Genomic DNA, 22,325 nt, shown 5'->3' on the forward strand with positions numbered 1-22,325 from the left:
TATTTCTGCAATTCACAATGAGTCCAGTAAAAAACGCCACAGGCACACAACCCATGGCGTTTTTTTACTGGACTCAAATGAACTTAGCGAATCTCGCTCTTACCACCCATATACGGACGCAGAACCTCCGGAATGCGGACAGAACCGTCTGCCTGCAGGTTGTTCTCTAAGAATGCGATCAGCATACGCGGCGGAGCTACTACAGTGTTGTTCAAGGTGTGTGCAAAGTATTTGCCGTCTTTGCCGTTGACACGGATCTTCAGACGTCTTGCCTGTGCATCACCTAAGTTGGAGCAGCTTCCAACCTCGAAATATTTCTTCTGACGCGGGGACCATGCCTCTACATCAACAGATTTTACTTTCAGATCAGCCAGGTCTCCGGAGCAGCACTCCAGGGTACGAACTGGAATATCCATGGAACGGAACAGATCCACGGTGTTCTTCCACAGTTTGTCATACCACATCTTGCTGTCTTCCGGTTTGCAGACTACGATCATTTCCTGTTTCTCAAACTGGTGGATGCGGTATACGCCTCTCTCCTCGATGCCGTGAGCGCCCTTCTCTTTACGGAAACACGGAGAATAGCTGGTCAGTGTTTTCGGAAGCTCTTCCTCCGGAACTACGGTATCAATGAATTTACCGATCATAGAGTGCTCGCTGGTACCAATCAGGTAAAGATCCTCGCCCTCGATCTTGTACATCATCGCATCCATCTCATCGAAACTCATAACGCCGGTTACAACATTGCTGCGGATCATGAACGGCGGGATACAGTAGGTAAATCCACGGTCAATCATGAAATCTCTTGCATATGCGATAACAGCAGAATGAAGTCTTGCGATATCGCCCATCAGGTAATAGAAACCATTTCCAGCTACCTTTCTGGCACTGTCCAGATCGATGCCGTTAAATTTCTCCATAATCTCGGTGTGGTACGGGATCTCAAAATCCGGTACAACCGGCTCGCCGAAGCGCTCGATCTCTACGTTCTCGCTGTCGTCTTTACCGATCGGAACACTCGGATCAATGATGTTCGGGATGGTCATCATAATCTTTAAGATGCGCTCGCCAAGATCCTTCTCCTGCTCTTCCAGCTCAGACAGGCGGGCAGACTGCTCTGCTACCTGTTTCTTCAACTCTTCTGCTTCCTCTTTCTTTCCCTGACCCATCAGAGCGCCGATCTGTTTTGCAATCTTGTTCTTGTTCGCACGCAGATCATCTGCTTCCTTCTTCGCTGCACGGTTCTTGGCATCCAGCTCAATTACCTCATCTACCAGCGGAATTTTCTTGTCCTGGAACTTATTTTTAATATTCTGCTTTACAATGTCAGGATTTTCTCTGACGAATTTAAGATCTAACATATCTTCCTCCTACTGTTATGCAATTAACTGCACGAAAACTATTTATAATTATACTACAACTTTGTACGAATGAAAAGCCCTGTTTCAAGAGTTCCTCTGTTCGTTACTGTTCACGCATACGTGAACAGTAACGGAATTTGCCGTGGCTTCGCATTTAAATACGGCAAATTCCTGCTGCCACCACGTTTTCTTACGGCACTTTCGGTTCCAAAAGTGCCTACCCGTGAACTGTAACCTATGTTCTTCTTGATACAAAACAGGATAGACTGCCCCATTATATTTAACTCAACTTCGTCAAATAGGACAGACACGCCTCCAGGCACAGTCCGTCCTGCTCCGGGGCACCAAGTTCTTCTGTCTTTTCCACACATTTTTTTGTAAAAGCTGCCGCCCGTCTGACGGCTTCCTCCATCGGCACACCTCGCACCATGCTGGCACCGATGACTGCTGCAAAGACATCCCCGGTTCCGTGGTAATTGCCCGCCACAAATTTAGTTGCATGAAAGACCGGATCCTTGCCACGCTCATGGATCACGTTGAGGATCCGTTTGCCCTTGACCACGCCTGTCAAAATGACTGACCGCGCGCCCAAAAGGTGAAGCTTCCAGGTCAGATCTGAGAGCTTGCGCTTACTCCATCCATTTTCCTGATACAGCGTGTCCGTCAGGGCACAGGCTTCAGTCAGATTTGGCGTGACAACGTCCGCATACTGCATCAGCTCCCGCATCGCCTCGATCAGATCCTCGTCACAGACGCTGTAGAGATGTCCGTGGTCGCCCATCGTCGGATCTACCAAAACCTGCGTATTTTCCCGTTTGAAATCCCGGATAAAATCTGCCACGATCGACGCCTGTCTGGCAGAACCTAAGAATCCAGTCATGATTCCGTCCATCTCAAATCCCATCTTCCGCCACGGCTCCAGATATGCCTCCATCCGATCGGTATAATCATCCATATAGCATTCCGGATATCCCGCGTGATTGGACAGCACCGCCGTCACCACCGGACAGCACTGTACTTTGAGGGCGCTGATAACCGGCATTGCCGCCGTCAGCGAACAGCGCCCGTAGCCTGACAGGTCATTTAAAACCGCTATTTTCTTCTGAATTCCTTCCATGTATAATTTTTCCTCATTTTCTTAATTTTAAGATACCAGGGTCAAAAGGTCAGAAATTCGACGCAAGCTTGCCTGCAGGAGAATTTTTGACCTTGGAACCCGCCAAAAACATGAGTAAGTAGCCATTTTTCAAAGAAAAATGAGCGAATTACGAATGTTTTCGAAGATTGCGGGAGCATATAGTGCGGAGCAATCTGGTATCAGAGGGGTCAAAACGTCTTTTGACCCCAACATCATTTTAAGCAACTTTATAATCTAACATATTCTCGCGGCAGATACGACTGCCTGCAGCATGATTCTGGTTTCTACAAGCGTGTATCTATGCATTTGTGTTTCATAAGCCGTACACTCCAATGACGCAACAAGGAGACTGCGCCCGGACAGATGTTTTTCCCATTCTGCCCAATCACAGTCTCCTGTATGTATTTCATTTTAATTCTTCTCGACTGAGATAAATTGCCTTATGCTCTCGCTTCTACAGACAATGCATCCAGAAAACCTGCCTTGCGGAGTGCCGGACGAACTGCCATATATATAACAACAGACGCAATCGTAGATGTCACCGCATTGATCGAAGTCGCTGCGATATTCCATGCAAGTGTGAGCTCTGCCGCCGGTTTACCAATGATCCAGAGTTTATAATAATATCCGATCAGCGGATCTGCAATGACGTTGAATAAAAGACCTGCCACCGCTGCTGCAATCGTAAAACCAAGGATGTGGTTCTTATCGGTGCTCCGGTCAATCTTGCCCAGACGATGTGCTACGAATCCGGCGATCAGTCCGATGCAGAGTTTGCAGATAAATGTCTTCGGTGCATATACAATATAAACCGGATCGAGAAGGTCACCTATCGTCATGCCGATAGCACCTCCCAAACCGCCGTAAAAGCCGCCGACTAAGAGTGCCCCGATGACACAGACTGCATTTCCCAGATGAATGGAGGTTGCATCGCCGCCCGGAAGTGTGATCTTCACCTGTCCGTATGTAAATACGACATAGGAGAGAGCTGCCAGCAGACCGACCATCGCGATCTTGTAAGCCTGATTTGATTTGTTTGCCATGATGTTTCATCCTCCCTTGTTATTGGACTCATCATAGCACAATCTTGTCCCCTGAAAAACATACAGTTTTTATCATTTTAAGCAGGTCAGTTTTAACTTGCCACTTTTTTATCCGGATTAATCATGTGCCTCCACGCACAAAAGGACGCCTCTCTCCAGCTCCAGAATGCCCTCTTCCCGTTTGAGTTCATTGCTGATGCAGAGACTCGTCCCCAGCCCGATCGTCCGCCGCTGGAGCGGGTATTTAAATCCCCGCAGCGTCAGTCCCTCGACAGTCTCGGTCATCGGCAGGAACGAAATGTATTTTCCATACACCTCTTCCCGGTGAAATACCTTATGCCCGCCCAGAAGATACAGGCGGTTGCGGGCATCATAAATATTCACTTCCATTCCCTGGCAGAAAAACTGATACATCAGCTGGATATTGCCGATGGCGTGATCCATACGGCCGCCCAGCGCCCCCAGGATATCAACTGCCTCACAGCCCTGGCGCGCCGCCGTCAAAAGCGCCAGCTCCGTATCCGTCTCATCCTTCTCCGGTTTATGGATCTCAAATTCGATGTCCGGCTGGTTCTGATATTCTTCCAGAACCTTTTTGTCCACCGTGTCCAGATCGCCGACCACCGCATTCGGAGAAATATGCAGCGGGCGCAGAACCTCCAGCCCCGCATCTGCCGCAATTACATAGTCATACGAGCGCTGTGAGAGAAAATCTTTCGCAAACGCAATATCAATCGTTCCGCCTGTCACAATCAAACAACGCTTCATCTTCATCATCCCTGTTCAAATTCCTGAAAAATATTTAAAAATGTTTTTACATTCCCAGCCGGGTTTCCCTTAAATACGGCGCTTCCCGCCACGATCACATCGGCTCCTGCCTCTAATACCGTCCGCACATTGTCCGGCGTGATTCCTCCGTCCACCTCAATGCGGGTGGAAAGTCCCCTCTCGCTGCACATTGCGCGCAGCTTCTTGATTTTTTCTACCGTATATGGAATAAATTTCTGACCGCCAAATCCCGGGTTGACCGTCATCAGAAGAACCATGTCCACCTCCGGCAAAATAACATCCAGTGTCTCGACCGGGGTCGCCGGATTTAACGCTACACCTGTTTGCAGTCCTGCCTCACGGATCTGCGCGATCGTGCGGTCCAGATGAAGACAGGCTTCCTGATGCACACAGATCAGATCCGCCCCCGCTTTTTTGATATCCTCTACATAACGTCCCGGTTCTTCCACCATCATGTGTACGTCAAACACACGATCCGTCACCGGGCGCAGGCTCTTAATCACCGGCATTCCAAAGGAGATACTCGGCACAAACGCGCCATCCATCACATCCAGATGGATGTACTGTGCGCCTGCCTTGTCCACCTCAGCGACCTGCTCTCCCAGCTTCGTAAAATCTGCCCCCAGAATCGAAGGTGATAATATAATCATGGTTCTTTCCTCCCAATTTCTTGTCAACGGCTGCTTCTGCCGTATTTCTTTTTCTCTTTTAATTCCTGATACATCAAACGGTAATTGTCATACCGGCTCTGCCCGATCTTCTGCTCCTGCACCGCCGTCTTGACGCCGCACTCGCGCTCGCCAATGTGGACACAGCCTAAGAAACGGCATTCATCCTCATATGCCTCAAATTCCGGGAAAAAGTCCTTGAGCGCCTCCGGCTCCAGATCCTCGATATAGAGGGAACTGAATCCCGGCGTATCCATCATATAGGTGCCCTCTTCCACAAAAAACAGTTCTGAATGGCGCGTCGTATGTTTGCCCCGGCGGATCTTCTCACTGATACCGCCCGTCTCCATCTGTGCCTCCGGCTGGATAAAGTTCGTGATCGACGATTTTCCAACACCCGAAGGTCCTGCTAAGACCGTTGTTTTCCCGATGATCAACCGATGAAATTCCTCCAGCCCTGATTTTTCATAGGTGCTGATAAAATGCACCGGATAGCCTGCTGGTTCATAGATCGCACGCAGCTTCTCCTGCTCGGCTGCATCGACCAGATCGATCTTGTTGAAACAGATGCTGACCGGAACTTCCTGCCGTTCCATCATGACGAGGAAGCGGTCGAGAAGGTTTAAATTTGGCATCGGATCGGTGATGGCAAAAACCACCACCGCCTGATCAACATTTGAAACCGCCGGGCGGATCAGACGGTTTTTACGAGGAAGGATCTCGTCGAGATTGCCTGTCGCCTTCTCCTCATCGAGAACACTGATCTCCACGTCATCGCCTACCAGCGGCTTGATGCCGCGATTTCGGAAAATTCCCTTTGCACGGCATTCATATACCTTTCCAATACCGTCGTGTACATAATAGAAACCGCCGATCCCTTTAATTATCTTTCCCTGCATACCTGTACCTTACAACTACCTCTTATTAATTATCTGAAACTTCCACAAATTCAAGCTGATACGTTTTTAGAACCCGATCGTTCGTCAGATCGAGGATCTGCAGCTCGCCTGTCTGCACACCGTCCGCTCCCTCGATATTATAATGAATCGGAAGTGTGATATTGCCGCCGATCTCCCTCGGTTCCATGACCGTCTTAGTCACAGTATTGCCGGCAATCGTCTGCTTCATCACAATACTGACGCGGATATGCGTATCTCCGGAACTTGGTCCAAACAGTTCACTCATCTGGAATTCATCGTTGATCGCCGCCACATAGCGGGTCCCTTTTCCCAGACTGACTGTATAGCCAATGGCACTTCCCTCCGGTGTATCTGTTTTCTCCAGGACATCCTGACTGATGATCTTGCCCTTTGCCACTTCCGAACTCTTCGCTTCCTTGCGCTCGCCAAGCCCTAATCCGACCGCTTCCAGAACAACTTTTGCATTTTCCTCTGAAAGCCCTGTAATCCTCGGCATCGGTACCGTCGGTACGTTCGGACCTGTGCTGACATACAGCGTCACCGTGCCGCCCGGATCCACGCTGGACGGACTGTATCGGATCACTATACCGGAGGCAACCGTATCGCTGCTCTCTTTCTGCACTACTACGGTCAGTTTATTTTCTTCTGCCAGAAGCGTCTCCGCATCCTCGCCGGACATCTCTTCCAGTCCAAGTTTCGTCAAATCTATTGCCTCATTGCCTTCTCCGATCGTGACGATAACTTCCGTCTGTTTCGAGACAACCGTGCCGCTGGCAATACTCTGACCGATGACCTTCCCTTTTTCAGAGGTTTCCGACTTTGCATATTCATAACGGATTTTCAACGACTGCTTTTCCAATGCTGTCTTCGCCTCATCCTCCGTCATGCCGTCCAGTGGCGGAACCCTGCACTCCGTTGATTCCAGACTCTCGCTCTCAGACGCCTCCGAAGAAGCTTCAACGGTCGTCTTCGGATGCTTCTGACTACCAGATCCCAGATTAAAGATGCCTGTCAACTTCGCAGCAATGACAATCACAACCACCACAATCAATACGGCTGCACCGATTCCAATCATCGTAAGCAGGCGCTCCATCTGCGGATTGACATCCTCGCTGTCTTCTTCTATACGGCGTCCCTTCCGTCTACGGTCTGGGCGCCTTGAGGTTTCTTCCTCATAGACATCCGTCTCTTCTTCCTGCCAACCTTCTATCTCTTTCTCCGGCTGTTCCGGCTCTTTCCAGACTACCTCACCACGTTCATTTTCTGTCGGAACCGGTCCGGTCTTTTCGCTCACTGCCGGATGTTCCATCGTTTGTTCCAGATTTCGATTTCTCTGTGCCTCCATCTGGCGGTTCAGTTCCTCTGCCCCGCGCACGACTGTCGGGGAATTTTCATCAAATTCCGGTTCTTTTTTCAGAAAATCATCGTTTGGATCCACCAGCGCATGGCGCAGATCCGCGATCAGCTCATACGCATTCTGGTAACGGCGTTCCGGCTTTTTCTGGGTACATTTTAAAATAATGCGGTCCAGGCTTGCCGACACCTCCGGGTTGATGCGGCTCGGCGGCTGCACCGGTTCTTCCAGATGTGCCAGTGCCACTGAAACCGGGGTATCCCCGTCAAACGGAAGTTTTCCTGTTAGCATCTCATACATCGTGATTCCCAGTGAATACAGATCGCTTCGTCCGTCGCTATAATTTCCTTTTGCCTGCTCCGGCGAGATATAATGCACGGAACCGACCGCATTGACCCCGATCGTCTGGGACGATACAGCTCTGGCGATACCGAAATCCGCCACCTTCACCTTGCCGTCACGCGAGATAATCATATTCTGCGGTTTGATGTCCCGGTGCACAATATGCTGGTCATGTGCCGCTGCCAGCCCCTGCGCTACCTGAATGGCAATTCCAATCGTTTCTTTAACGCCCAGATGACCTTTCTTGAGAATGTAGCTTTTCAGCGTGATTCCCTCGATGAGTTCCATGACGATATAATGAAGACCGCCCTCATCCACAACGTCATAAACACTCACAATATTTGGATGGGAAAGCCCTGCCGCCGCCTGCGCCTCCATCTTGAATTTGCTGACGAAATTCGCATCCTGGCTGTACTCATCCTTTAAAACCTTGATCGCCACCAGACGGTTCAGAGTGTGGCATTTTGCCTGATACACCTCTGACATGCCGCCCGTACCAATCAGTGAGAGGATCTCATAGCGATCCTGCAGATAGGTTCCCGGTTTCAGCATCATGATTCTCTCACCTCCTTGATCTGCGGGTCAATCAATATGACCGCGATATTATCTTTCCCGCCGTTCTGGTTTGCGAGCGCCGTGAGCGCCCTTGCCTTGGTGTCCAGGGTTCCCGGCAGAAGCACCATCCGGTAAATTGCTGAATTATCCACCATATTGGTTAACCCGTCCGAACACAGCAGTACGTAATCGCCCGGGTTCAATGAAACCTCAAAGAAATCCGGCTCCACATGCCCACCGATCCCAACTGCGCGGGTAATGATATTTTTCTTCGTCTCATATTCTCGGCTGCCGCGGCTCATCTGTCCCAGCGAGACCATCGCCTCCACGTAGGAATGATCCCGGGTAATCTGATGAATGCCGGAGCGCTCAATCCGGTAGAGACGGCTGTCCCCCACGTTTGCTACGTAGAGTGTATTTCCCTGAATTGAAGCCGCTACCAGCGTTGTTCCCATGCCGGCAAGCTCCTCGCGCTCACAGGAAAGGGAATAAAGTTCCTGATTGACTGCCTCGATCCCCTTTCGAAGCGCCGCGACCGGCTCATTCTCACCACTCTCTTTGATATATTCCGGCATATGCTCGATCAGATAGCGCGAAGCGAAATCTCCCGCCTGATGACCGCCCATTCCGTCCGCCACGACAAACAGGTTGGAGAGTTCTCCCACCGGCTCCGTGCTGGCAAACTGGGCGTCCTGATTGACCTTACGCGTTTTTCCAATATCCGTCAGTGCGTATGCTTTCATTTGACCGCCGCACCTTCTTTCTCCTGCTCTTTATCCATATAGCTCTTCCGGAGCTGTCCGCAGGCACCGTCTATGTCGCGCCCCATCTCGCGCCGGATTGTCACATTGATTCCCTTAGATTCCAGACATCCCTTAAATGCTTCGATCGCTTTCCGTCCCGACTGTACATAAGAGCGCTCCTTGATCGGATTGACCGGAATCAGATTCACATGCCCGTGCTGATCCTGAATCAGCGCCGCCAGCTCGCGCGCCTCGTCCAGATTGTCGTTGACTCCCTGCACCAGGCTGTACTCAAACGTCATGCGGCGTCCCGTTTTTTCAAAATAGTAATGACAGGCCGCCAATACATCCTTTAACGCATATGTACGCGCGATCGGCATCAGGCTCTTCCGCACCTCGTCATTCGGCGCATGCAGAGAAAGTGCCAGCGTGATGGTCAGTCCCTGATCTGCCAGCTCCCGGATCTTCGGAACCAGCCCACAGGTGGAAACCGTCACATTCCGCTGACTGATATGCAGTCCGCCTTCCTCCGTCAAAAGATGGATAAAGCGGATCAGGTTATCGTAATTGTCCAGCGGTTCACCCGATCCCATCACAACCACGTTGGAAACGCGTTCGCCTGTATCGCGCTGAATCTGATAAATCTGGTCCAGCATCTCCGACGGGCGCAGGTTCCGTTCCAGGCCGTCCAGGGTCGAAGCACAGAAACGGCAGCCCATCCGACACCCCACCTGCGAGGAAATACAAACGGAATTTCCATGCTTATAACGCATCAGGACACTCTCGATGACATTGCCGTCCGCGAGGCGGAACAAGTACTTGCGGGTTCCATCGATCTGCGAAATCTGCACCCGTACCTTTTCCAGTGATACATACTCGCACGCGTCCTGCAGCTTCTGCCGGAGTACCTTGGAAAGGTTTGTCATATCGTCAAAGGAAGATGCCAGTTTTTCATGCATCCACTGATAGATCTGGGCGGTCCGGAATGGTTTTTCGCCCAGACTCACCAAAAAGGCACGCAGTTCCTCCTGCGTCATTGATTTTATATCCTGCTTTTCCATATCGGACTGCCTCCCTCTCTCCTATATGCACTCTCGGAGTCTTTCCTGTATTCATACACTGTTCCGTCCAGTTATCCTTTTCTTTTCATCACAGAGATGAAAAATCCATCACACGGATGAACGCCCGGATAGAACTGGATGTATCCCTCTTTCAGGCTGTCATCCTGAAAATCAATCCCCAGACGACCACTGATATCAACCGGCTCAAATGGATATTCGTTTAAAAACCTTGCCCGGTTTTCATCATTTTCCAGACGGTTGACCGTACAGGTGCTGTAAACCAGCACTCCACCCGGCTTCACGTACTGCCAGACCACCGACAGCATCTGCCGCTGCAATGCAGCCAGGTCCCGGATTCCGTCCATTGAAGCGTTGTATTTGATATCCGGCTTGCGTCCGATAATGCCAAGTCCTGAACACGGCAGATCGGCAATGACCACATCCGCTTTCTGCTCCATCGAAGCATCGAATTCACACGCATTCCAGACGCAGGCAGAGACGTTTGTACAGCCGCTGCGGGCAATATTCTCCTTGATCAAAGATACCTTGTAATCACTCACATCCCGGATCTCAACCTGTCCAGTTCCGTGCAGCAGATCCGCCGCATGAAGCCCTTTTCCACCCGGTGCCCCACAGACATCGAGTACAAAATCACCCTCTTTAATACCCGCCGCATCACCAGCCAGCGACGAACTCAAATCCTGAATCCGGATTAGTCCTTCGCGGAACGCATCCAGACTCTCTGGATAGTCCACTCCCGTCAGACGGTAAACACCGCTTCCCGCCGCTGTCTCCTCTGCCGTCACGCCCTGGGCAGACAGGGAGGCAAGAATCTCTTCTTTCCCTGCACGGCTCTCGGCAAACCGCACCATAAACGGACGTTTCTCCAGACCAGCCTGTGCCATCCTGTGCGTCGTCTCTGCCCCATAGTTTTCCTTCCAGAGAGATAAAATCCAGTCCGGCATTGAATACCGCACTGAATCATCCGGGAAGGTCAATTTGCCTTTTCCACGCGCCACAGAACGCAGCACACCATTTACAAAGCCGGAAAGTCCGGAAAATCCGCGTTTTTTCGCAAGGCGCACCGCCTCATTGCACGCCGCCGAATCCGGTACACGGTCCATATAATAAATCTGGTACACGCTCATCCGCAGAAGTGTGCGGATAAACGGTTTCATCTTATGAACTTTTGTTTTGGAATATGCGTTGATAATATAATCAATCTGGATTTTATACTCCACCGTCCCGTCCACAATCCGTTTTAAAAACGAGCGGTCTGATTTCTCCAGATACTGATATTTAGAAAGAGCCTGAAAAAGGGCCAGATGTGTATACTGTCCCTTTTCCAGAATCTCAGTCAAAATTTCTGCCGCTATTTCACGCAGCGCAGTTCCATCAGTCATCGCGTCGTCCTCCAAATAATATAATCAGACGCAGAAGCTGTAAAATCGAACCAGCCGCCGCTGCCACATACGTCAGTGCCGCCGCACCAAGCACCTGTTTGGTATATCCTACTTCTTCCCCGCGAAGAATCCCTGTTGAATCAAGCAGACGTACCGCACGCGCGGATGCATTGAACTCAACCGGAAGCGTCACCAGCTGGAACAGCACCGACAAGGAAAATAAAAGAATTCCAAGTGAAACGATCGGAGATCCCATGCCGCCGACCAGGACACCAATCAGGATCATAGGCCAGGAAAGCTGTGCGCCGATGTTGACCACCGGCACCATTGAACCGCGCAGGCGCAGCGGAACATACTCAGATGCATCCTGCATCGCATGTCCGCACTCATGCGCCGCAACACCAATCGCCGCGACCGAAGTAGAACCATATACACTCTCAGATAAATTCACGGTCTTGGTCCGCGGATCATAATGGTCGGTCAGGCTGCCTGCCACCTGGCGGATCTGGACATCATAGATGCCCTGTGAATTTAAAAGCTGTCTCGCTGCCTCGGCTCCCGTCATGCCGGTCATGCTCCGGACTCTTGAAAACCGCGCGTAGGTGCTTTTTACCTTCGCAGATGCCCCTAATGACAGAAATACACCAATTAATACCAGAATCATCGTCGGATCAAACATACTGTAATATCCATATCCGTATCCGTACATATCACTCCAACTCCTTTCAAACGCCTGGCTGCCTGTAGCAGTTCAGTTCCTGCTGAAGCATTCATTTTATCCGAGCTTTACTCCTGTTTCCACCGGATATCCGCGTAAAAATGCCGCCGTATCCATCCGCTTCTTGCCTTCCAGCTGAAGTTCCCGGATCGTGAGAATCCCTTTGCCGGTCTGGACAGAGAATGCATCTTTACCGACACATACCACCTGTCCGAATGTCTCCGGTAACGGCCTTCCCGCCGCATCTTCCTCGACATCCGCCGACCAGATTTTCAGGGTTTTTCCTTCAAATTTTGTATAAGCGCTCGGCCATGGATTTAAGCCGCGGATCAGGCGCTCAATCACTGCCGCATCCATCGACCAGTCGATCTGCCCCATCGACTTATCGAGCATTGTCACATGGGTTGCCTCTGCCTCATCTTGTTTAACCGGATGCAGGATTCCCGCCTCCGCTTTCTCAAGCGTGGAGAGAATCAGCTTTCCTCCCGCAAGGCTCAAGCGGTCAAACAGGCTGCCGCCTGTCTCTTTCGGATCCAGGCGTACTTCCACGGTATCCAGGATATCTCCGGTGTCCAGACCGACATCCATCTGCATCGTCGTCACACCGCTGACCTCATCGCCATTGATGACCGCCCACTGGATCGGGGCTGCCCCACGGTATTTTGGCAGAAGCGACGCATGGATGTTGATACAGCCGTATTTCGGCAGGTTCAGAATCCGCTCCGGCAGAATCTGGCCAAATGCAATCACGACGATCACGTCCGGCTGAATCTTCGTCAATTCCTCAAAAAATGCCTCATCCTTGCGGACGCGCACCGGCTGATACACCGGGATTCCATATTCCAGCGCTTTTTCCTTGACAGGCGGCATTGCCATCGCCTTGCCGCGTCCCTTCGGCTTATCTGGCTGTGTCACCACCGCCGCTACTTCATGCCGGCTCTGATAGAGCGCTTCCAGTGTCGGAACCGCAAAATCCGGTGTTCCCATAAATACGATCTTCATATCTGCCTGTCACCCCACTCTTGTTTTTCTCTCATTCTGCCAATGTGCTTTATTCTTCCTCTGCCGCTACATCCTCTAACGGACCTTCTACCAACTCCACATACAGATGTCCGTGCAGATGATCGCACTCATGGCAAATCGCACGTGCCAGGAAATCATCTGCTTCCAGGACAAACTCTTCCATTTTTTCGTTCAGCGCGCGTACCTTTACATGGCTCGGACGGGTTACCAGACCAGCCTTGCCCGGAACGCTTAAGCAGCCTTCCTGACCAGTCTGGCTGCCGGACATTTCCTCGATGACCGGATTGATCAGGACATACTGGTTGCCATCCTCCACGTCGATTACTACGATCTGTTTGCGGATACCGACCTGCGGTGCTGCCAGACCTACGCCGCCGGCTGAATACATCGTGTCAAACATATCCTCTATCAGTTCAAGTGTGTGATCGGTTACCTCCGTCACTGCCTTACACTCTTTTTTCAGTACCTCATCGCCAATAGTTCTAATTGACCGGATTGCCATTTTATACACTCTTCCTCTCTATGATATATCGTATTGAATCTGGACCGCCTGCCATTTTGTATCTGCGGCAGCCAGGGTTTCAATCTGACCCCTGATTTGATCCAGTATAGCACATTTTTCACACTTTATATATAAAATTTTTCTGTAGATGTCATTAACTTTGTATACCGGTGCCGGAACCGGACCGATACACTCGGCACTTTCGCGCAGCCGCCGCGCCGCCATTTCCGCACATTCATCCAGCACCGCCTCATCGCCGCAGGCAAAATAAACCGCAGCCATCTGGCAGACTGGTGGATAATGAAGCAGCCTCCGGTAATTGATCTCATGGCTGTAAAACAGCTCATAATTCTGCGCCGCTGCCGCCTGCACGGCATAGTGTTCCGGCCGGTACGTCTGGATGACCACATCGCCGGGCTTCCCGGCGCGCCCCGCTCTGCCAGCCGCCTGCGTCAGAAGCTGGAACGTCCGCTCCGCGCTGCGGTAATCCGGCGTATTTAAGGAAAGATCCGCCGCCAGGATTCCGACCAGCGTCACTCCCGGAAAATCATGCCCTTTTACAATCATCTGCGTGCCGATCAGGATATCTGCCTCACGATTTGCAAATGCCTCCAGAATCGCTTCATGTCCGCCTTTTTTTGCCGTTGTATCCGCGTCCATCCGCAGGATCCTCGCATCCGGAAACCGAATTTTCGTAAATTCTTCCATCTTCTGCGTTCCGGCCCCAAACCCGGCAATATACGGTGATCCGCAGGACGGACACTGCTTCATCAGCGGAATCGTATAGCCGCAGTAATGACAGACCAGACGGTTCTTCCCGTGTAGTGTCAGGGAAACATCACAATGCGGACAAGTCACTGCCTTTCCGCAGGAACGACAGGAAACAAAATTGGAATAGCCGCGCCGGTTCATAAAAAGCATCGCCTGCTCGCCACGTGCGAGTCTCTCTGTCAACATTGCATCCAATGACCGGCTGAACACCGATTTATTGCCTGCCTGCATCTCCGCACGCATATCAGCGATCTGTACTTTCGGCAGGATACTTCCCGCCACTGCCCGGTGATGCAGGGGCAGAAGCACATATTCGCCATTCTGAGCCCGCAGATACGATTCCAGAGAAGGAGTCGCTGAGCCCAAGACCAGCGAAGCCCCGGAAAGCCGGGCGCGCTCCGCCGCTACCTCCCTTGCATGATAGCGCGGCATCGTCTCGCTCTTATAGGCGCCCTCATGTTCCTCGTCGATCAGAATCAGTCCCAGATTGGAAAATGGGGCAAACAGCGCCGACCGCGGTCCGATCATCACGGAAACCTCGCCCCGCGCCGCCCGTTCCCACTGATCATAGCGTTCTCCCGCAGAGAGACGGGAATTCAGAATCGCGATCTGATCGCCAAATCGCCGGTAAAACCGCATCACCGTCTGATATGTCAGCGAAATTTCCGGGATCAGCAGAATCACCTGCTTTCCATCCCGCAGGACACGCGCCATCAGCTCCATGTAGACTTCGGTCTTTCCACTTCCCGTAACGCCGTGAATCAGATACGTTTCACGTTTCCCCGTCTCATAATCCTCACAGAAACGGTCAACCGCCGCCTGCTGCTCTTCATTGAGATGCACGGTCTGTCCGGCTGGACGCGGCAGTTTTGCATGGTTTAACCCGCGTTCCTCACGGGAAACTTTCACTGAAAGCTGTCCCCGTTCCTCCATCGGGCGGATCGCCGCCAGGGTCAGGTCAAGCTCCCGTCGGGCAAATTCCATCGGAATATCCAGATTGTCCCGGAATGCCTCAAGGAGCCGCACCCGCGCCTTATAATGCCGCTTCTGTGCCGCCAGGATTGCCGCTTCCAGCTCTTCCTGGTTTAAAAGACAATGCAGCGTCTTTTTCTCGCGCGGTTTTATCTTTTCCTTGACGGGAAGTACGGTTTTGAGCGTCTGGTTCATCGTCGCGCCATAACGTTCCCGCATCCACCACGCCAGACGGATAAGCTGGGATTGCACCGACATACTGCCCGGTGCGATCCCAGCTATCTCCTTGATGCGGGATGGGTCATACTCCGCCGTATTTCCCATTCCCACCACATATCCAGTCCGAAGTGAATTACCCTTTCCAAACGGTACCGTCACGCACGTTCCCGCCGTAATCTCCTCCGCCAGCTGCGCCGGAATCCGGTACTGAAACGGGCGATCCACCTTCTCATGGGATATATCTATAATAATATCCGCGTATTGATACGCCATGATTCCTTCTCTTTCTATTTCTAATTCAAGTCGAACGTCCGTGAGACTTGGCGCGTGATTCTGGTCAGCGAAGCTGACATATTCTTTACAGAATCACTTCTCATCCTCGCGGAGCGTTTATCTCAGTCGGAGAATGGACTCCCACTGAGACAAATTTGCTATTACTCATCACCTGAAGAGGTGGGAGTCTTCTCGACTGAGATAAACCTCGCTGCCGTCTCCCCCAGCTTCATACTGTTGGAACCCTTGAACAGGACTGCATCTCCCTCACCGATCTGTGCATCCAGCCAGTCAAGCATATCTTCTTTTTCGTCCTCTTCAAACGAAACGACATGCAGATCCGGTTTGACTTTCTTTGCTCCCTCGGCGATCGCCTGCGCCAGTTCGCCATATACAACCAGGATATCGACCGGTTTTTCCGCCAGAAACGCACCAACTTCACGGTGGAACTGAATCGTATTCTCTCCCAGTTCCTTCATATCCGCCAGAACCGCAATTCTGCGTCCTGCCGGCAGGGAAGAAAGCACACCTATCGCCGCTTTCATCGAATCCGGGCTTGCATTGTAGGTATCGTCCACGATCGTATAACCATTTTTATGATAAATCTGCTGACGGTTCTTGAACCCGCCAAATTCAAGCAGCTTTTCCGCTGCATCGGCAAGCGGCACACCGTAGGCATCCGCAACCGCCAGGGCAGCCAGCGCATTCATGACATTGTGCTCGCCCATAACAGTCAGCTTCACCGGGACGCGCACCTCGCCGTGTACCATCGTAAAGGACGGAAATCCATCCGGATATGAAAGATCCTCGGCGCGGTAGTCGTTATCTGCTCCAAGTCCATAACGGACGGTATGGCAGCCTGCTTTTGCATGCACGGTGGAAAGCATATCATTATCTCCATTTACAAACAGGATTCCGCCTGCCTTCATACCGTCCTGGATATGCAGCTTTTCTTTTAAGATATTCTCGCGGGAGCCCAGATTCTCAATATGCGTCACACCGATATTCGTCATGACTGCCGAATCCACCGCCGCAATCTCCGCGATCACCGCCATCTCGCCCGGCTCACTCATTCCCAGTTCCAGCACGCCGATCTCATCATTCTCAGAAATCTCCGAGATCGTGAGTGGCACACCGATCTGGCTGTTGTGGTTTGCCGGTGTCTTGAATGTCTTATATTTCGCTGAAAGCGCCGCCGCCACCATTTCGCGCGTCGTCGTCTTTCCCACGCTGCCGGTGATACCAACTAACGGGATAGAAAGACGTGCCCGCAGGCAGCGCCCGATCGTCTGCAATGCCAGTTTCGTATCTTTCACCTGGATCAGCGCGCCGTGAAAGCCCTCCGGTGCCGCCTCATGCTCCGAAGTCAGTGCGGCTGCCGCCCCATTGTCCATCGCCTGAACCAGGAAACGATGCGCGTCTGATTTCTCCCCGATCAGCGGAACAAACAGATCCGCCCCACGCATACTCCGGGAATCAATGCTGATGTGTTTTAACTCCGTATCTGCATCTCCGCAGAGCAGTGTTCCCGACACTGCTTCCACGATATGTCTGACTGTAATATGGTCCATATTTTGCCTCCAAATTGATTACATATGCAGCTTCTTCACCGTCTCCTGCACTACTTCCCGGTCAAGGAAATGATAGCGCACGCCCTCGATCTCCTGATAATCCTCATGCCCCTTTCCGATGATCGCGATGATATCGCCATCCTCCGCATGGGACAAGCTGTACTCGATCGCTTCGCGGCGATCCGGGATCTCTACGTATTTACCGTCGGTTTTTGCAAGTCCGGTCTTGATATCTGCCAGAATATCTTCCACTTTCTCAAAGCGGGAATTATCCGCCGTGATGATCGACAGATCTGCCAGCTTTCCGCCAATCTCTCCCATCGAGTACCGGCGATCGCGCGCCCGGTTGCCGCCGCATCCGAAGACGCAGACGAGACGCTTCGGCTTGTAGTCGCGCAGCGTCAGAAGAAGACTTTCCATGCTGACCGCATTGTGGGCGTAGTCAACGATCACGGTGCACTTTGCTGATTTATATACAATCTCCATCCGTCCATCGACCTGGATATGTTCCAGCGCATGGCAGACTTTCTCCTTCGGCAGGTCAAAGAAGCTACACACGCCCGCTGCCGCCAGCGCATTGTCCACGTTAAATTTGCCCGGAATGCCGACACGCAGATCGCTCTCATATCGTCCATGAGTCTGAAATTCGACGCCCACGAAATCATGTTCGCGTACATAGTGAATGTCATCCGCTGTAAAATCAGCCGCCTGTTCCAATGAAAAGGCCAGGATCTCTGCTGTCGCCCCTTCTACGATCGCATCAAAGTGCGGATCATCGCGGTTGACGAGCGCTGTCCGGCAGTTTTTCAAAAGCTGCTTTTTGTAGTAAAGATATTCTTCAAAACTTGCATGTTCATTCGGGCCAATATGATCATTGGAAATATTCAGGAAAATTCCATAATCAAAGAAAAGTCCATCTACCCGGTGCATCAGGTAGCTTTGGGAAGAAACCTCCATCACGATGTAACGGCAGCCCGCTTCCACCATTTTTGCAAAATATTCTTGCAAAATGTAGGATTCTGGCGTCGTATTTTTGGTCGGATAATGATTCTCACCGATCACAGCGCCGTTCGTTCCGATGAGACCCGTCTTCTGTCCGGCTGCCTCCAGAATCGCCTTGATCATATAAGTGGTAGTCGTCTTTCCCTTCGTGCCGGTCACACCGATCGCCGTCATCTTCCGCGCCGGATAATCAAAACGTGCCGCCGAAAGAAGCGATAGCGCGTTCCGTCCATTCTCCACTTGAATGACCGTCACGTTCTCAGGCGCCTCAACCGGATGCTCGACCACCAGAACCGGCGCGCCCTTTTCAACCACATCCGGGATAAAGGTATGCGAATCAACGTTTGCCCCGCGCATACACACAAACACCGTCCCCGGCGCCGCCTTTCTTGAATCGTAGACCACCTCGTCAACCTCCGTCTCCAGGCTGCCCTGCAATAATGTATACGGCAATTCTTTCAGCCAGCTTTTAAGCTTCATAGGATACCTCCTGATTTTGATATTTTATAATGATTCCGCTTTTTAATATCCTTCTTCCATCATGTTTTCAAACTGCTCCATGCTCATCAGCACCTTACGCGGCTTCGTGCCTTCTTCCTCACCGACCACGCCTGCATCTGCAAGCTGATCCATGATACGCGCGGCACGGTTGAAGCCAATCTTAAACATACGCTGCAGCATGCCGATGGATGCTTTGTCTTTCTCAATAATAAATTTACCTGCCTGTGCAAAATAGGCATCGCGCTCACCGCCGCCAAAGCCCGCATCCATCGCCGTCGAACGGATCTTGGACTCAACCTCAGCGCTGTACTCTGCGGTCAGCCCCTCCTGTTTCAAAAATCCGACCACATCCGAAACCTCATTGTCGGACACAAACGCGCCCTGTACACGCTGGGGTTTCTGATAGCCCGACGGATAGAACAACATATCGCCCTTTCCGAGCAGTTTCTCCGCGCCGTTCATATCAATAATGGTACGGGAATCCACTCCGGAAGAGACGGAAAAAGCAATTCTCGACGGAATATTTGCCTTGATCACACCGGTGATGACATTGACCGATGGTCGCTGCGTCGCAATCACCAGATGAATGCCCGCTGCACGCGCCAGCTGTGCCAGACGACAGATCGAATCTTCTACTTCGCCCGGCGCTACCATCATCAGATCGGCAAGCTCATCCACGATAATGATGATCTGTGGCAGTTTCTCCGGTTTCTTCGGATCGTCGATATCCGCAATCGACTCAACCTTGGCATTGAAACCCTTAAGATCGCGCACACCGTATTTTGCAAACTTCTGGTAACGGTCGGTCATCTCTGCCACCGCCCAGTTGAGGGCGCCGGACGCCTTTTTCGGGTCGGTCACAACCGGAATCAGAAGATGCGGAATACCGTTGTATACACTTAACTCAACCACCTTGGGGTCGATCATGATGAGCTTGACCTCGCTCGGCTTCGCTTTATAAATCACACTCATGATCAGCGTATTGATGCAGACTGATTTACCCGATCCGGTCGCACCCGCGATCAGAAGATGCGGCATCTTCGCAATGTCGCTGACAACCGTCTGACCTGCGATATCTTTTCCGACCGCGAATGCCAGCCGGGACGGATATTTCTTAAATGCCTCTGACTCCAGCAGATCGCGCAGCAGAACCACATGGTTCTCCTTGTTCGGAACCTCGATACCGACCGCCGCCTTGCCAGGAATCGGTGCCTCGATACGGATGTCCGCCGCTGCCAGATTTAACTTGATATCATCCGCCAGCGCTACAATCTTGCTGACCTTGACACCCTGCTCCGGGTGAAGCTCATAGCGGGTAACCGTCGGTCCACAGCTGATGTTTGTAACCGTCACGCCCACGCCGAAGTTCTGGAGCGTCTGCTGCAGCTTGATCGCTGTCTCCCGGTACTCCTGATCCGAAAAATCGGTCTGTCCCGTGCCGCGTTTTAAAAGAGTCAATGGCGGGAATATGTATTCTTTCTGGATCTTCTTTTCTTCCTCTTCCTTGCGCTCGATCTGCTCTGGAACCGTCAGTTCCTCAACTGGAAGTGCTTTTCGTTCTTCCCGTTTCTGCTCCAGTTTTTTCTGTATCGCCTCTGTATCTGTCTCGATCACCTTTCCGGATGCGGTCACGACCGTTTTGGAATCCTCCGGGACAAAGAAACTGCCCTTTGTCTCGCCCCGCTCTGATTCCAGCGTCTTATAATAGCCATCGATTGGTTCGGAATCCGTTTCCCCAGATATAGGTTCGTTCCATTCATCCTCATTCCCCATCGAAACGGTTTCCCACTCGTTTTCCGATGGCTCAAAGACATCCTGACGCCCTAAATCTGTATGAACCTCCTCTGCGGTCAAACCGGACGCCGCCTCCGCAGCCGGTTTCTCCCGTGTCTCTACCGGATAATAGCCTGGACCTTTCCGGCTCTCGCTGCCGGCAAATTCTTCCATCGTCCGGGTATCACGGCGTACATACAGGCGTTTCAACAGCTGGTCGCTCGCACTGTCCTCTGTCTCTGCGGGCTCCTTTGCAAATTCTGTCTCTCTTACCGCCCGCGCCGTCTCGCGCTCCGCTTCTTCCTGAAGCTGGGATTCTGAACCAGCGTATGCATATGGATCCTGCTCCGATTCCACTGGTTCTTCTTCGCACTCCACCGGATCTTCTTCATACTCCACCGGTTCCGGTTCTACCGCTCCGCCGCCGTGAAATATCTGACCGCGAAATACATCTGCCGGATTCTTCTTCTCTACTCCCTGTCCGGAATCCTGTGCCAGATTTTTTCCCTCTGCCGGAACATCGGTCCAATCATCATAAGCCACGGCCTCATCCTGCAAGTTTTCCTGCCTTCCATGCATCTCACGGAATTCCTCCGGTGCATCCTCCGGTCCCAGCACGGTTCCCTCCGGGACTCCTTCCGAGAAATTCCGCATCACTGGCAGCTCGGTCAGCTTGGCGCCCTCGAGATCAACGCCACGGACCCGCTGCTCCTCCCGCAGACGGCGTTTTTCTTCCTTTTTCTCCTCATGTATCTCACGGCGGCGGCTCATATCTTCTTTCGCATACTCATATGCCCTTCCGCTGCCCTGTTTAACGAAGTTTACCAGGGAACGCTCCGTAATGCACACAGCACCGAGTGCCAAAAGCACCAGCAGAATCAGAACTGCTCCGATCGTTCCCACTGTTCCGCACAACAGCAACATCAGAATGCCACCGATAAATCCGCCTCCACCTGCCTGCGCGTAATAATCGCCCAGATTCCAGTCCAGATGCTGACCGCCTCCCATGAGAAGCTGGGAAAGTCCGCAAAATGCCAGAAGCACCTCGCCAACCGCCACCAACTTGGCTACGGCTTTCTGGTTGCCTCGGTTTGAAAGATAAAAACAAGTTCCCATAAATAAAAGGAATGGCACCAGATACCCCATCACGCCGAATACGCCAAGCAGAGTCGATCGCAGAAAACTTCCGACAAAGCCGCAAAGCCCGAAATTGCTCAAAAACAAAAGTACCGATATTGCAAATGATACAATAATCGCCACTTCCGTTCCCATAAATGCCCCTGTACCACTTTTCTCCACCGGCTCCGGCGCCTGGCTGGCGCGGCTTCGGCTTCCTGTTCCTTTCGCGGTGCCTTTTCCAGACGAAGCTTTCTTCTTCCCCCTACTCTTTTTCTCGTTCAGCGTCTCCTCCGCTTTCTTCGCCGCAGGGGACTTTCTGGATCGCCCGGCTTTTTTCTCTGTCCCAGCTGTCTCCCCGGCACGCTCTGTACTCTGTCTTTTCCTGCTTGTATCTGCCACCTGTCTCATGCCTCCAACATTTCCCATGTATCTGCGGTTCCTCCTGTTTCACAAAATACAGCCTCCCGCAGACTGCTTTTCTCATTTTACATTCTTATTATCTCA

Annotated in this window: 17 protein-coding genes; all 17 read right to left on the reverse strand. The window is 51.8% G+C overall.

All coding sequences use genetic code 11. From position 1 onward, the window contains the following. Positions 1–83: 83 nt before the first annotated feature. Positions 84–1,361, reverse strand: a complete 1,278-nt coding sequence (serS, locus tag DXC57_RS01665) for a serine--tRNA ligase (protein ID WP_022360274.1) — start codon at positions 1,359–1,361, stop codon at positions 84–86. Between the two features lie 280 nt (positions 1,362–1,641). Continuing rightward, entirely contained in the window at positions 1,642–2,478 is an 837-nt protein-coding gene (locus DXC57_RS01670) for a pyridoxamine kinase (protein ID WP_118650886.1), read from the reverse strand. Between the two features lie 461 nt (positions 2,479–2,939). Further along, complete coding sequence (locus DXC57_RS01675; RefSeq protein WP_022360276.1) at positions 2,940–3,542, reverse strand: ECF transporter S component; 603 nt, start codon at positions 3,540–3,542, stop codon at positions 2,940–2,942. Between the two features lie 117 nt (positions 3,543–3,659). Further along, positions 3,660–4,319 (reverse strand): thiamine diphosphokinase, encoded by a 660-nt coding sequence (locus DXC57_RS01680; protein ID WP_333491426.1) that lies wholly within the window; start codon positions 4,317–4,319, stop codon positions 3,660–3,662. Then, a complete protein-coding gene (gene rpe, locus DXC57_RS01685; RefSeq protein ID WP_022360278.1) occupies positions 4,316–4,981 on the reverse strand; it encodes a ribulose-phosphate 3-epimerase in 666 nt (221 codons plus the stop codon). The genes DXC57_RS01680 and rpe overlap by 4 nt, the downstream gene beginning before the upstream one ends. Before the next feature lie 23 nt (positions 4,982–5,004). Next, positions 5,005–5,898, reverse strand: coding sequence for a ribosome small subunit-dependent GTPase A (rsgA, locus tag DXC57_RS01690; RefSeq protein ID WP_118650888.1), 894 nt, complete (start codon positions 5,896–5,898; stop codon positions 5,005–5,007). 25 nt (positions 5,899–5,923) lie between these two features. Next, on the reverse strand, positions 5,924–8,170 hold the full coding sequence (gene pknB / locus DXC57_RS01695) for a Stk1 family PASTA domain-containing Ser/Thr kinase (RefSeq protein WP_118650890.1): 2,247 nt from the start codon (positions 8,168–8,170) through the stop codon (positions 5,924–5,926). Further along, entirely contained in the window at positions 8,167–8,913 is a 747-nt protein-coding gene (locus DXC57_RS01700; RefSeq protein WP_118650892.1) for a Stp1/IreP family PP2C-type Ser/Thr phosphatase, read from the reverse strand. Before DXC57_RS01700 ends, pknB begins: the two co-directional genes overlap by 4 nt. Then, entirely contained in the window at positions 8,910–9,974 is a 1,065-nt protein-coding gene (rlmN, locus tag DXC57_RS01705) for a 23S rRNA (adenine(2503)-C(2))-methyltransferase RlmN (protein WP_022358690.1), read from the reverse strand. The genes DXC57_RS01700 and rlmN overlap by 4 nt, the downstream gene beginning before the upstream one ends. 71 nt (positions 9,975–10,045) lie before the next feature. After that, on the reverse strand, positions 10,046–11,377 hold the full coding sequence (rsmB, locus tag DXC57_RS01710; protein WP_118650894.1) for a 16S rRNA (cytosine(967)-C(5))-methyltransferase RsmB: 1,332 nt from the start codon (positions 11,375–11,377) through the stop codon (positions 10,046–10,048). After that, entirely contained in the window at positions 11,370–12,086 is a 717-nt protein-coding gene (locus tag DXC57_RS01715; RefSeq protein WP_106999964.1) for a zinc metallopeptidase, read from the reverse strand. Before DXC57_RS01715 ends, rsmB begins: the two co-directional genes overlap by 8 nt. Before the next feature lie 66 nt (positions 12,087–12,152). Then, on the reverse strand, positions 12,153–13,097 hold the full coding sequence (fmt, locus tag DXC57_RS01720; protein ID WP_118650896.1) for a methionyl-tRNA formyltransferase: 945 nt from the start codon (positions 13,095–13,097) through the stop codon (positions 12,153–12,155). A gap of 49 nt (positions 13,098–13,146) precedes the next feature. Further along, complete coding sequence (gene def, locus DXC57_RS01725) at positions 13,147–13,620, reverse strand: peptide deformylase (protein WP_022358693.1); 474 nt, start codon at positions 13,618–13,620, stop codon at positions 13,147–13,149. 18 nt (positions 13,621–13,638) lie between these two features. Continuing rightward, entirely contained in the window at positions 13,639–15,855 is a 2,217-nt protein-coding gene (gene priA, locus DXC57_RS01730) for a primosomal protein N' (protein WP_118650898.1), read from the reverse strand. A 161-nt stretch (positions 15,856–16,016) separates the two neighbouring features. Further along, positions 16,017–17,426, reverse strand: coding sequence for a UDP-N-acetylmuramoyl-tripeptide--D-alanyl-D-alanine ligase (gene murF, locus DXC57_RS01735; RefSeq protein ID WP_118650900.1), 1,410 nt, complete (start codon positions 17,424–17,426; stop codon positions 16,017–16,019). Positions 17,427–17,444: 18 nt separating this feature from the next. Next, positions 17,445–18,908, reverse strand: a complete 1,464-nt coding sequence (locus DXC57_RS01740) for a UDP-N-acetylmuramoyl-L-alanyl-D-glutamate--2,6-diaminopimelate ligase (protein ID WP_118650902.1) — start codon at positions 18,906–18,908, stop codon at positions 17,445–17,447. 42 nt (positions 18,909–18,950) lie between these two features. Further along, positions 18,951–22,247, reverse strand: coding sequence for a DNA translocase FtsK (locus DXC57_RS01745; RefSeq protein WP_243101262.1), 3,297 nt, complete (start codon positions 22,245–22,247; stop codon positions 18,951–18,953). Between the last annotated feature and the right edge of the window lie 78 nt (positions 22,248–22,325).

Source organism: Clostridium sp. TF06-15AC (genome assembly GCF_003481165.1).
In the GTDB taxonomy this organism is placed as follows: domain Bacteria; phylum Bacillota; class Clostridia; order Lachnospirales; family Lachnospiraceae; genus Otoolea; species Otoolea fessa.